11 protein-coding genes and 1 riboswitch are annotated in these 12350 nt (G+C 61.9%); of the genes, 1 reads left to right on the forward strand and 10 read right to left on the reverse strand.

The window, feature by feature from the left end; all coding sequences use genetic code 11:
• Positions 1–97: 97 nt before the first annotated feature.
• On the forward strand, positions 98–838 hold the full coding sequence (locus tag C1725_RS14445) for a PP-loop family protein (protein WP_102412268.1): 741 nt from the start codon (positions 98–100) through the stop codon (positions 836–838).
• A gap of 74 nt (positions 839–912) precedes the next feature.
• On the opposite strand, the gene mreB is transcribed toward C1725_RS14445, so the two are convergent.
• The 10 genes from mreB to C1725_RS14495 all read right to left on the reverse strand — a co-directional run bounded on the left by mreB (position 913) and on the right by C1725_RS14495 (position 12336).
• On the reverse strand, positions 913–1929 hold the full coding sequence (mreB, locus tag C1725_RS14450) for a rod shape-determining protein MreB (protein ID WP_102412269.1): 1017 nt from the start codon (positions 1927–1929) through the stop codon (positions 913–915).
• A gap of 24 nt (positions 1930–1953) precedes the next feature.
• Entirely contained in the window at positions 1954–2220 is a 267-nt protein-coding gene (gene spoIIID, locus C1725_RS14455; RefSeq protein WP_102412270.1) for a sporulation transcriptional regulator SpoIIID, read from the reverse strand.
• Positions 2221–2318: 98 nt separating this feature from the next.
• On the reverse strand, positions 2319–3587 hold the full coding sequence (locus C1725_RS14460) for a WG repeat-containing protein (protein ID WP_102412271.1): 1269 nt from the start codon (positions 3585–3587) through the stop codon (positions 2319–2321).
• A 63-nt stretch (positions 3588–3650) separates the two neighbouring features.
• Positions 3651–4436 (reverse strand): tRNA pseudouridine(38-40) synthase TruA, encoded by a 786-nt coding sequence (gene truA, locus C1725_RS14465; RefSeq protein ID WP_102412272.1) that lies wholly within the window; start codon positions 4434–4436, stop codon positions 3651–3653.
• On the reverse strand, positions 4423–5238 hold the full coding sequence (locus C1725_RS14470; RefSeq protein WP_102412273.1) for a CbiQ family ECF transporter T component: 816 nt from the start codon (positions 5236–5238) through the stop codon (positions 4423–4425). The genes truA and C1725_RS14470 overlap by 14 nt, the downstream gene beginning before the upstream one ends.
• Positions 5231–6091, reverse strand: coding sequence for an energy-coupling factor transporter ATPase (locus C1725_RS14475; RefSeq protein WP_102412274.1), 861 nt, complete (start codon positions 6089–6091; stop codon positions 5231–5233). The genes C1725_RS14470 and C1725_RS14475 overlap by 8 nt, the downstream gene beginning before the upstream one ends.
• A complete protein-coding gene (locus C1725_RS14480) occupies positions 6067–6918 on the reverse strand; it encodes an energy-coupling factor transporter ATPase (RefSeq protein WP_102412275.1) in 852 nt (283 codons plus the stop codon). Before C1725_RS14480 ends, C1725_RS14475 begins: the two co-directional genes overlap by 25 nt.
• Positions 6919–7056: 138 nt before the next feature.
• A riboswitch (FMN riboswitch) is annotated at positions 7057–7173 on the reverse strand.
• Between the two features lie 110 nt (positions 7174–7283).
• Complete coding sequence (locus tag C1725_RS14485; RefSeq protein ID WP_102412276.1) at positions 7284–8450, reverse strand: YibE/F family protein; 1167 nt, start codon at positions 8448–8450, stop codon at positions 7284–7286.
• A 172-nt stretch (positions 8451–8622) separates the two neighbouring features.
• On the reverse strand, positions 8623–10098 hold the full coding sequence (locus C1725_RS14490; protein WP_102412277.1) for an alkaline phosphatase: 1476 nt from the start codon (positions 10096–10098) through the stop codon (positions 8623–8625).
• A 207-nt stretch (positions 10099–10305) separates the two neighbouring features.
• The gene (locus C1725_RS14495) at positions 10306–12336 is read right to left on the reverse strand and encodes an ABC transporter substrate-binding protein (RefSeq protein ID WP_346026700.1); all 2031 of its coding nucleotides are present in this window, start codon (positions 12334–12336) and stop codon (positions 10306–10308) included.
• Positions 12337–12350: the final 14 nt, after the last annotated feature.

Raw genomic sequence — 12350 nt, forward strand, 5'->3', positions numbered from 1 at the left:
ACAACGTTTTTTAGGATAACATTTCTTGCGCCCGGTGTCAATGACTGCTATACTATTCTCCTGACAGATTTCACGGTATGGAAGAGGGGACTGCTATTTGAAGACCGTTCTGGGCTGCATCCGCCGCGCGGACGAAGACTTTTCACTGATCGGGGACGGCGATCGCATCGCTGTGGGCGTGTCCGGCGGCAAGGACAGCCTGCTGCTGCTCTACGCGCTTTCCCTATATCGCAGGTTCAGCCATAAAAACTTCGCGCTTTCAGCAATCACGCTCGACATGGGCCTGCGTCCATTCGACGTCAGCGGCATCCGCGCTCTGTGCGAGCGGATCGAGGTGCCCTACACCGTCGTCGAGACGCAGATCGCGCAGGTGATCTTCGACATTCGCAAAGAGCCCAATCCCTGCGCGCTGTGCGCCAAGATGCGCCGCGGCGCGCTCTACGACGCAGCCGTCGCGCAGGGTGCAAACAAGGTTGCGCTGGGGCATCACCGTGACGACGTCATCGAAACGCTCCTGCTCAGCCTCGTCTTTGAAGCGCGCCTGCACACCTTTCACCCGAATACGTACCTCTCGCGCACGGGCATCACGGCCATCCGGCCGATGGTCTACCTTCCCGAAAAGCACGTCATCCACATGGCGAGGGAGCTCGCCCTGCCCGTCGTGCACAACCCCTGTCCGGCGGACGGCAACACCAAGCGCCAGGAGATGAAGGATTTGCTCGCGACCCTCTCCCATACCTATCCGCACCTGAAGGAATATATGCTCAAGGCCCTGCAAAACAGGGAGCAGTACGGCCTTTGGGACAAGCGGATCGTCGGAAAACCGGAGGAGGCATGAGCGTCCTTTTCTCCCTCACGCAGCAAAGCGCGCAGCACGCGCGGATTCGTCCGCCGCACGCCGCGCGCAATTTTTTATCTTCTCTTCCCCTCGCTGAGCAGGCCGCCCAGCGCATCCTTGTCCTCCAGCATGCGTCCCATGCCGATGGCAACGCACCCTTCGGGGTCCTCCGCCACGCGGCAGGAAACCTTCAAATACTTCGTGATGTACTGGTCGAATCCGAACAGCTGCGATGCTCCGCCGGTCATGGTGATGCCGCGCTCGAAGATATCCGCCGCCAGCTCCGGGGGCGTGCGCTCCAGCAGCGCGTGCACGTTCTCGATGAACTCCTGCAGCGGTTCGTCCAGCGCCTCCACCATCTCGTCCGAACCGAGGCTGATCGTCTTGGGCAGGCCCGTGATCAGGCTGCGCCCCGTCGCCTCCATCGTCAGCTTGTCGCCGCGCGTCATCGCCGCGCCGATGGTGATTTTGAGTTCCTCGGCCGTGCGCTCGCCGATCATCAGGTTGTGCTTGCGCCGCACGTAACGCGTGATCGCCTCGTCGAAGCGGTCGCCCGCGATCTTGACCGTGTTGCCCACGATCACGCGCCCCAGGGAGAGCACCGCCAGATCCGCCGTGCCGCCGCCCACGTCCAGCACCATCGTGCCGTAGGCCTGCGTCACATCCAAGCCCGCGCCCACCGCCGCAGCCAGGGGTTCATCCACGAGCTGCGCCTTGCGCGCGCCCGCGTCCAGCAGGATGTCGACCATCGAACGGCGCTCGAACTCGGTGACGCCGCCCGGCACGCAGACCACCGTGCGCGGCCTGAACAGCGTGCGCTTGCCGACGACCTTGCGCATGAAGTAGCGCAGCATCTTTTCCGTGAGGTCGTAATCCCCGATGACGCCCTCCTTGAGGGGGCGAATCGCCAGAATGCCGGCGGGCGTGCGTCCCAGCATGCGCTGCGCGTCCTCGCCCACCGCGAGGATCCCGCGCGTCGCCTTGTCCACCGCCACCACCGCGGGCTCGCGCAGGACGATTCCCTTCCCCTTGATGACGCACAGCACGCTCGCCGTGCCCAGGTCGATGGCAATATCATCCGATCCAAACATCGTCTTTCTCTCCTTTGGTACGCCTCACGTCTCCGCCGCCCTGCGCTTTTCGATGTACTTTCCCCGCGTCGCTTCCCCGCCGCGCAGGTGACGTTCGGCCTTATTTTTAAGGAGCACCGCCTGAGCGCGCTCGAACAGCTCCGCGTCCAGCTCCGGCAGGCGCTCGTCCAGGTCCTTGTGCACGGTCGATTTGGACACGCGGAAAACCCTGGCCGCCTGCCGGACGGTATCCCCCGTGTCTACGATATACTGCGCCACGCGCAGCACGCGCTCCTCTATATAATCCTTCACCCTGCTCCCCTCCATAGTTGACACTTCGCTGCCAGTCTATGCAGGGGTTCCCTTATTATAGCACGCCGCAGGGGCACAAAGAAAGCCCATGCACGTCCCTAAATCTCTTTTTTGCCCATCCACAGCAGATTGCCGAGGAAATCGATGCAGCCCTCCTCACATCCCTGCGCGCGGGTGAAAGCAGCGACGCCGTCCTGAAACTTTCCGAATGATTCGCAGGGAACGTACCAGACCTCCTGATACCCGCGGTCCAGCGCGCCGACGCCCTCCGCATCGCGATACAGCGCGTAGCCGTAGGCAGAGAATGCGCTCAGCCATTCACAGTGAAACCCAGGCTGCATCAGCCAGTTCCCGTTCGCGTCGATCATCCCCCACAGGCCGTCTGCAGCTCGTACGGCGCGCACGCCCTGATCGTCCGGTAAGCTTACATTAAGCCAACAGGGCTTTACAAGCCAGCCCCCGTTCGCATCGATCAGGCCCCACAGGTCGTCCGCACGCGCGGCGCGGTTGCCCATTCCATCCGGCTCGTGCAAAACGTCCCAGCGGGGTCGTATCAGCCAAAGTCCATCCGCGCCGATCAGCCCCCACTGTCCCCCTGACTGCTTGCACACAAAGCGCCTTCCCTCGGCGTCCGGCTCTGTAATATCCTGCCATTTGGGGCGCTCAATCCAGTTGCCTTCCCTGTCAATCTTTCCTGCCCGGGCGTACTTCTCTGCTCCCGCCTCCCAGGCGCGCGCCACGCCGTCATGGAACGAGGATACCCGCGAAAAGCGCTGCCCGATCGCCCACTTCCCCGTGAGATCGAGATAGCCCATGCGGTAGTCTAGCCTGCCCGCGACGATGAGCCCTTCGCTCGGAAGCTCCAGATACTCGTACTTCGGCTCGATGATCACGCGGCCCGCCAGATCTATGATGCCGCATCCCCAGCGCCCCCGGCCGTTCTCTCTCTCGCTCACCAGAACGTACCCGTCACGAATCTCCCTTACCGCCTCCCACTCGGGCGGCACGACGAACGCGCCCGTCCGGTCGATTACACCCATCCGGTTCCGCGCCTGCTTGGCGGGCGCGTAGCCTTCCTCGCTGAAGTTCCGCGCGAAGAAAAACTGCGGCGCGATGCGCCACGTACCGCTCACGTCTGCGTAGCCCGCTTTGCCCTCCTCCCAGCGCACGCGCCAGAGCTCCGGCCGCTCCGCGATCTGCGCGAGCGCCAAGCCCATGACCTTCTCGTCGCCGGACGCCCGGGCCATGATATACGCCTCGTTGTACGCCCCGCACGCAAGGTACGCCTGCGCGTCCTCGTGCGCAGACACGGCCCGCGGCGCCAGGCTCGCGAGCAGCAACAATATAACGAACAGCCTTTTCCTCATAAAAAAACCTCCCTTTCGCCCTCGTCTTCATCTGTTAGAGCGAATTGGGAGGTAAAAGGTTGGCTATACGTCGAAATACACCGCCGCCTTCTCGTCGTCTCCGTAAAAGACGCGAAGCAGCGTAAGGCCCCTTGCGGGCGCGGTCATGCCCAAATCCAGCCGGTCGCCCGTTTCGATGGCCCGCGAAAGCGCCGCCGGCGGCAGCTTGCCGTTCCCGATGCCGATGAGCGTGCCTGCGAGAATGCGCACCATGTTGTACAGGAAGCCGTCGCCGTGCACCAGCAGGTAGACGCGCTCCGCGTGCCGGTACACCTTCACGCGGTAAATCGTGCGGCGCGTGTCGCGCACCACAGAACCGGCCGCAGCGAACGCCCCGAAGTCGTGATAGCCGACCATGGCCTGCGCGGCCACGTCCATCCGATCTACATTTAGAGGCAGGGGGACATGCGCGTGCGTCAGGCGGTCGACAGCGGGCGCGTGACGCGTATTTTGGATGGCGTAACGGTAGACCTTACCCGTGGCGGAAAACCGCGCGTGAAAGTCTGGCGGCGCGTCCATCGATTCGCGCACGCGGATGTCGTCCGGCAGCAGGGTATTGAGCGCAAAGGCGAATTTGTCGCCCGGGATGCGGGAGGTCGTGTCAAAGTGCACGTTCTGGCACAGCGCATGCACGCCCGCATCCGTACGGCTGGAGCCCGTCACCGACACAGCTTCGCCCAGGAGCCGCGAAAGCTTTTCCTCCAGCGTCTGCTGAACGCTGGGCGCGTTGATCTGCCGCTGCCACCCGGAGTAGCTCGTGCCGTCGTACTCGAGGATCAGGCGGATGCGCCGCGCTTCAGAAGAGGACATGAAGCAGCCTCCCCTGCACGACGATCAGCGCGATGAAGGCGGCCATCACGAAAAGCGCAGCGAAGTCGACGCGCGTATAGCCCAGCTCCTTCATGCGCGTGCGGTTCTCGCCGCCGCGGTAGCAGCGCGCCTCCATTGCCATCGCCAAATCCGTCGCCCGCCGGAACGCGCCCACGAACAGCGGCACCAGCAGGGGAATCATCGCCTTTGCGCGCGTCACCAGATTTCCGCTTTCAAAGTCCGCGCCGCGCGCCATCTGGGCCTTCATGATCTTATCGGCCTCTTCCAGCAGCGTGGGGATGAAGCGCAGGGCGATGGTCATCATCATCGCCAGCTCGTGCGAAGGGAAATGCAGCTTCGAAAGTGGGCGCATCATGCGCTCCAGACCGTCCGTCAGCACGACGGGCGACGTGGTCAGCGTCAGCATCGAGGTGCCCATCACGAGGAACACCAGCCGCAGGGAGAAGAAGACGGCGTTTTGCAGCCCCTCCTGCGTGAGCTTGATAAAGCCCCAGGCAAAGATCACCGTCTCGCCGCTCGAAAACAGCAGGTTGATGATGAACGTAAAGACGATGATGAAGCGCAGCGCCTTGATGCCGCGCATCAGGAACTTCATGTTGATCTGGGCGATGCGGGCCATGCCCAGCAGAAACGCAAAAGCCAGCGCGTAGCCAAGCAGGTCCTTTACGAGGAAGACCGACACGATGTAGGCGATCGTAAGGTAAATCTTCATGCGCGGGTCCATCCGGTGTATCGGGGAATCGCCGGGATAATACTGGCCGAGCGTGATGTTCTTAAGCATGGGCACCTCCTACAATCCGCCGGATGGCCTGCAGCAGCTCTTCGGGCAGATAGGCGTCCTCTGGCACGTCAAAGCCCTTTTCGCGGAGTCTGGCGGCAAGCTGAGCCGCCTCCGGCACGTCCAGCCCCATCGCGCGCAGCTCCTCGCCGCGCTGAAACACCTCGCGCGGCGTGCCGTCCATGGCGATACCGCCCTTGTTCATCACGATCACGCGGTCGACCAGCGCGGCGACGTCGTCCATGCTGTGGGAAACCATGATGACGGTCGTCCCCTTTTCCTCGTGCAGCCGCCGGATGAGCGAGAGGATTTCGTCGCGTCCCTGCGGATCCAGCCCTGCGCAGGGCTCGTCCAGAATCAGGGTTTCCGGCTGCATGGCCAGCACGCCCGCGATCGCAACGCGGCGCATCTGCCCGCCGGACAGCTCGAAGACCGACCGATCCTTAAACGCCTCGTAATCGATCTGCACCTGCCGGCAGGCTTCCTTCACGCGCGCGGCGATTTCCTCTTTGGAAAGGCCGAGATTTTTCGGTCCAAAGGCGATGTCCGCGGCGACGTTCTCTTCAAAGAGCTGGTTTTCCGGGTATTGAAACACGAGCCCCACCTTGCGGCGCACCTCGCGTTTGTCGGTTTCCTTGTCAAACAGGTCCTTGCCGTCCACCAGCACGCGCCCTGACGTGGGGCGCAGCAGGCCGTTGAGGTGCTGAATCAGCGTGGACTTTCCGCTGCCCGTGTGGCCGATCAGGCCGATAAAGGCGCCGTCCTCGATGGTAAGATCGACGTCGTGAATGGCCGTCGCCTGAAACGGACTGTCGGGCATGTACGTATGGGTCAGTTTTTCGATGACAATCGGCATACTTCCTCCACCATTTCCTCTACCGTGAGCACGTCCGCACGCACGCCGACGCCTGCCTCGCGCAAATTTTTCGCCAGCTCCGTCATGGGCGGCACGTCCAGGCGCAGCTCGCGCAGCCGCTCCACCTGCGGGAAGACCTCGCGCGGCGTACCGGACAGGACGATCTTCCCCTCGCTCATCACGATGACGCGGTCGGCCTGCGTCGCCTCGCTCATGTAATGCGTGATCCACACGACCGTGATGCCTTCCTCCCGCTGAAGCCTGCGCACGGTTGAAAGCACCTCACGCCGCCCCGAAGGATCGAGCATCGCCGTCGACTCGTCCAGGATGATGACGTCCGGCTTCATCGCGATGACGCCCGCGATGGCCACGCGCTGCTTTTGCCCGCCGGACAGCATGTGCGGCGCGCTCTTGCGAAAATCCTGCATGTTGACCGCGCGCAGCGCCTCGTCCACGCGGATGCGCATCTGCGCGGGCGGCACGCCCATGTTTTCCATGCCGAAGGCGACGTCCTCTTCCACCACCGTCGCGACGATTTGGTTGTCCGGGTTTTGGAATACCATGCCCGCGTGCTGGCGGATGTCGAAGACGAGGTCGTCGTTTCGCGTGTCGAGGCCCACGACCCACAGATTGCCCTGCGTGGGCACGTACAGCGCGTTCATCAGCTTGGCGAGGGTGGACTTGCCCGAGCCGTTATGCCCCAGCACGGCGAGGAATTCGCCCGCGTGCACGGACATATCCACGCCGCCAAGCGCCGCGCCGTCGGCATCCTGGTACGTATAGTGCACGCCCTCCGCTACGATCTTGTCGCTTTCGCGTCTTTCCATGTCGACTGTATTCTCCTTTGGCCTTGCAGGCATCGCGCCCGCTGCCTGATGATAGCATGCGCCGCGGGCTCAAGCCTTAGCGCCATAAAAGAAACACCCAAAAGGAAATGCCCTTCAGGTGCCTGTTCGCTTCGCGAAAAACGCTCTTCTCCCATCCAGACTTTAACTGTCGGTATTGGAATCACACCAATTCTGCGCGCAGCGCTCGCGGACTTTACCGCCGATCGGGAATTTCACCCTGCCCTGAAGACATTTATTCGGTTGTCCGCGGTTATTATAGCACGATACCTTTCCATGTACAATCCCCTGCGCGAGGAATTTCGCGATCAGGGGTGCGGCGGACTGCCTCCGTCCGCTTCTCCGCTTTACCGAACCTCCGGCAACGCTCCCGTATCCGCCGCCTGCCTCCTCGGCATCACGAAGCCGGCGATCAACGCCGTGAAGGGCGCGACGCTCACCAGGCCAAAGGAACCCACCAACGTCGTCAGCACCTCGCAGGCCACGTACTTGAAGTTCAGGATGTCGACCACGGGCGTCCCCTGCCCCATGAAGTACATCATCATCGAAAGATAGCTGCCGGAGTACGCCAGCATGAGCGTCGTGGTCATCGTGCCAATGACGCTGCGGCCGACCGAAAAGCCCGAGCGGACGAGCTCCCGACGCGTAATCTCCGGATGGTGCACGCACACCTCCTGACAGGACGCGGACACGTCCATCGCCAGATCCATCAGCGACCCCGAATTCGCGATGAAGACCATGGCGAGGAAAATTTCGCGGATGTCGAGCTGCATCGCGCTCTGCGAGAGAAGCGGCACGACGTACGGCAGGTTGCTTCCGTCGAGCTTTAAAAGCGCACCAAAGCCGGTCGCCAGCAGGCAGGTGACGAACGTGCCCAGCAGCGAGCCTATCAGGGCGCACAGCGCCTTTGGAGTAAACCCTGCGACCAGAAACATGATCAGCGCCGTGAGCAGGAGCACCACGCCCAGCGCCACCGGAATGGGCGAATCCCCCTTGAGCAGTGCCGGGATCAGCAGCTTCCACACCACCATCACGCTGGCCACCAGCGAAACGAGCGCCCCCGCGCCCGCTACGCCGCCGAACAGGATCAGCAGTAGACCGAACAGCGCAAAGAGCATGCCTTCGTTGCCCAGTCGGTAATGATCCACCATCGTCGCGCTCGTCGGTCCGTCTTCGTCCGCATGGATGATCGCAAGTCCTTCGTCGCCCGCCGCGAAGAGCTTGTCCTTTTCCAGCGCGGAATTCAGCGTATTCGCCGCGTTCATCTCGCTGCCCTTCCATTTTCCGGATAGAATCTCGATCCCCACCTCCTGCGCGCCGGAGTACACGATGCCCAGAGGGGCCAGGTTGGCGTTGTCGACCGACAGCACCTTGACGCGCTCCCGCGTGGAATTCGCAGGCATGCGCGCAGGGTATCCGCTGGGCAGGTAACCCAGCGCGATACAGAGCAGCCCTACGACGATACAAAAGATCCAGTTGCGGCGCTTGTCCTTGTGCATTTGCAGCTTATTCATGCCGTTTCCTCCCTTTTACCAAAAGCGGGCCGTACCCGCCGCTTTCATCGCGCGCTTCCGTGCGCAGGCGCGGCTTCCAATTTCCTACGAGGTAAAAAGGCCCGGGGACGCGCGGTCCCCGGGCCGCCCGTTCCCGGGCTGTTCTCTTTCTGCTATCGCTTTCCGCCGCAGCTTACTGCGCAAGGCCCATCGCGTTCATGCTGCGCGTAAAGATGTCGCAGTTATCGTATGCGCCTGCGAAGAGCTCGGCGTTCACACCCGTAGCGTAAACCGGGATTTGCAGGCCGGTGTGCGAATAAGAGGTGAAGGCTACGCCCGCTTTGTTGTTCAGGATGTGGCAGACCGCCATGGAAAGCGGCTCATACCCGCCGTAGGCAAGCGCTTCCGCGTCGCCGATCACGCGCTCGTCCTTCGGCAGCATGCTCAGCTCGTACGCGGTCTTGATCTTCGCCAGTTCGTCCGCCGTCAGCGTGAGCTCCTTGTCCGCCGTCTGGGTGAGGCCGTAGTTCTCCTCGATCAGGGTCAGCGCGTCTTCATAGGTCGCCTGATTCTCGCGCAGCTTCGCGATCTCGCCGTCGAAGGCTTCATAAGACATCTTCTGGTTTGCGAGATACTGGAAGTGCGTGTCGTAACCGGTGGTCGCAAAGCCGATCGTAAGTCCGCCGGTTTCGTGGTCGCCGGTAACGATGATCAGGGTTTCGTCCGCGTGCTCCTTAGCAAAGTCGATCGCGACCTGCACCGCGTCGTCAAAGGCGATCGTCTCGTCGATGGCCGTCATGGCGTCGTTGGCGTGGCAGGACCAGTCTACCTTGCCGCCCTCGGTCATCAGGAAGAAGCCGTCGTTACCGTCGAGCACACGGATGCCCGCTTCGACCATCTCCGCCAGGGAGAGAGAGTCGCCGCCGCCCGCCTCGATGTTCCTGCGGTCGATTTCGTACTGCATTGCAGCGTCACCCGCAAGGTCCGGCACGACGGCCAGCACCTTGCCGCTGTCAGCGTTCAGCGCGCGGATGTCCTCGTTGGTGTTGGCGATCGTCCAGCCGTTCTCCTTGGCGACCTCCATCACGTCCTGCTGATCTCCGTCCTTGCCGGCCGGCTGCGCGTAATAACCGCCCGCGAGGTAGTCCAGCGTGGTGCCAGTCAAGCCCTGCACAGCGATGTCGTACATGTCCTTGCGGCTCTTCACCTTGGCGTAATAGGCCGCCGGGGTCGCGTGGTCGAGGGACACGCTCGTCACGACGCCGATTTTCTTGCCCGCTTCCTTCGCGTATTCCGTGATCAGCTTGAAGGGCTCGGTCAGTTCCGTGTTGTAGTTGATGACGCCGGAAAGCGTCTTTTGGCCGCTCGCCATGGACGTGGCCGTGGAGGCGGAGTCCGGGCAGAACGACGTGGCGTCATACGTCGTCATGATCCCCGTATACGGGAACTGCGTGAACGAAAGCGCCTGCGGCGTAGGCATTACCGCTTCCGGATTGGCAAGAGTACCCAGATAGTATTGCGTGGCATTGATCTGCGGCAGGCCCTGGCCGTCCCCGATGAACATGAAGACGTACTTCGGGATGGCTGCCTTCGCCTCTTCCGCGAAGACCGCGCAGGACGCCAGAAGCATTGCTGCGCACAGCAGCAGGGATAAGATCTTTTTCATCATGTTTTATTCCTCCCTCATTTCGGTTCGTTGGGAGTATACCATCGCCGCATGAACCCTGCTTGTGCATCTGGTAAAGCATGGGTTAAATATGGGTCTCTATATGTAAAGGCTGTGCCACGCGCATACACGCCCGTCCGTATCTGCAATTCTCCATAAACTAAAAAAGCGGGCCGTCCGCCTTTTCAGGCGAACGGCCCACAAAATGCCTTACGGCAGAATGATGATGTCGTCCGTGGTGATTTCATCCTCCGGCGTCTCGACCGGATCGCCCAGCCAGGCGTAGAGGATCGCGTCCGCCCACGTCTGGTTCGACGTCGCCGCGTAGTCCTGCAGCTTCGTCGTGTAGAAGTCGAAGTACACGTTGCTGTATAGCGGCACCGCCGGCAGCACGCTGTTCCAGTACTCCTGGAACGCCACCCACTTCTTGCAGTAGCTCAGGTAGTCCCCCACCTCCGTCTGCCGCATGTCCAGCGCCAGCTTCTGCAGGTTCTTGTCCACATAGCCCGTGGTGTTCATCAGCGCTCCGTTGTAGTCCTCGCCCGCGTTGTAGATCGCGTACGGATCGAAGACCAGCACGAAATTCGTCGCCATGTAGAACATGTCGTAGGTGCGCGCATCCTGACGGTAGTAGTGGCGCAGGAGCTGCGAGAACGGCACCTCCTCCGCGAGAATCTCCATGCCGATCGCTGCGAGCGGCTGCACCAGCGCCTCTTCCAGAAGATCAGCAGCCCTGTTGTCCGGCAGCTTCGCCCACTTCAGGCTCAGCCGCATCAGCTCGCCGTCCACGTCCTTGTAGCGCACGGCGTCCGTACCCTTTATAAAGGCTTCGCCCTTCTCGTTGAGCGTCCATCCGTCCGCGACGAGCAGCGCTTCCGCCTTCTCAAGGTCCTTCGTATAGTGCTCCAGCCCTTCCAGTGAAAGCTCATCCCATGCCTGCGTCTGTGCCGCGGTTTCCGTTTCCCCCTCCGCCAGATGCGAGAGCGTCCCGTTCACCATCTGCACCATCCACTGACCGAAGCCATAGTAGCCATCTACCGTCTGGCCGTAATTGCCTGTGAAATCAGCCGTCATCGCGTCCCGATCCAGCGCGTAGGCCACCGCCTTGCGCACCGCCTCGAACTGCGCCGGTCCCTGTTCGCATGCGAAACTGATGAAGCCGAGACCCGAACGCGGGTAGTTCTGCGAGCCCAACGCATCTTGTGCGAATTGCTCCAGCCCCGCCGCAATGACCTCGCTGTCCGTTCCCTTGTTCAGAAGTCCGATCTCGCCGCTTAGTAGCTTGCCGATCGCTTCCTCGTTGCTCACCTGACGGTATTCCAGTTCCGGGATGACCGGCTTCTGGCCCTCGTAATTGCCCAGATAGTATTCGTTAATTTCAAATTGCGCGACGCGCGCCTCTTCGTCGTAGCTTGTCAGCCTGTACGGGCCGCTCGACACCGTGGGGTGCGACACATAGCCCGTTTCCGGCGCGAGGAGCGTCTCTTTCAGCAGTTCCGGCGTGAAGACCGGCTCTGCGACCGCCGCGTCCGCGTTCGTCACGTAAGCGCCGTTTCCGTCGTCCGCTACCGTGCAGCCCGGCGCAATCACGCTGATCGGATAAGGCACGGTGCTGAGCATCGTCAGTTCGTAGAAGAACGGCAGGTATTCCGCCTTGATCGTGATCGAAAAACTGAAGTTATTCAAGAAGCGCACGCCCGAAAAGTACGGGGTTGTCCCGTTTGCGTAGTCGTCGTATCCGAGGATGTGCGACACCCCGCTCGTCTCGCCTCCGATCGCCTTGATCTGCGGCGCACCGCGCAGCAGCAGCGAGAACACGTAGTCCCGCGCCGTGATCGGCGTCGAATCGTTGTACATCAGCCCGCGGCGCAGCTCCATCACGTAGGTGCGGTTGCCCTCGCGGTCGTCCACAACCGTTGCGCTGAGCACGACGGACGGGTTGATCGTGTACATCGCCTCCTGTGTCCACGCCACCACGTCATATCCGTGCAAAAGCGTGCGCACGTCGATGTCCGCCGTATTGTTCCCCCAAATATCCCCTAAAAAGTTTCCGCTCATTTCCGTCGTGGAGCCCACGACCAATTTTGTCATCTCTTCTTGCGCCGCGCCGTCCGGCAGCGCCTCCGGCTGTGCAGCCTCCTTGCCGGCCAGTGGGTTCAAGATCTCATCCTCAGCCAGGCCGGGCAGAACCGGCAGCGCCAGCAGCAGCGCAGTCAGCACCAAAGACAGAAGCCTCTTCACGGACATTCCCTCGC

Source organism: Beduinella massiliensis (genome assembly GCF_900199405.1).
Classification (GTDB): Bacteria; Bacillota; Clostridia; order Christensenellales; family Aristaeellaceae; genus Beduinella; species Beduinella massiliensis.

What these genes read in the sequence shown, in the direction of transcription:
- mreB (WP_102412269.1), bottom strand. Translation starts at nt 1,929, where the DNA reads ATGTTTGGATCGGATGATATTGCCATCGACCTGGGCACGGCGAGCGTG.
- C1725_RS14460 (WP_102412271.1), bottom strand. Translation starts at nt 3,587, where the DNA reads ATGAGGAAAAGGCTGTTCGTTATATTGTTGCTGCTCGCGAGCCTGGCG.
- truA (WP_102412272.1), bottom strand. Translation starts at nt 4,436, where the DNA reads ATGTCCTCTTCTGAAGCGCGGCGCATCCGCCTGATCCTCGAGTACGAC.
- C1725_RS14470 (WP_102412273.1), bottom strand. Translation starts at nt 5,238, where the DNA reads ATGCTTAAGAACATCACGCTCGGCCAGTATTATCCCGGCGATTCCCCG.
- C1725_RS14475 (WP_102412274.1), bottom strand. Translation starts at nt 6,091, where the DNA reads ATGCCGATTGTCATCGAAAAACTGACCCATACGTACATGCCCGACAGT.
- C1725_RS14480 (WP_102412275.1), bottom strand. Translation starts at nt 6,918, where the DNA reads ATGGAAAGACGCGAAAGCGACAAGATCGTAGCGGAGGGCGTGCACTAT.
- C1725_RS14485 (WP_102412276.1), bottom strand. Translation starts at nt 8,450, where the DNA reads ATGAATAAGCTGCAAATGCACAAGGACAAGCGCCGCAACTGGATCTTT.
- C1725_RS14490 (WP_102412277.1), bottom strand. Translation starts at nt 10,098, where the DNA reads ATGATGAAAAAGATCTTATCCCTGCTGCTGTGCGCAGCAATGCTTCTG.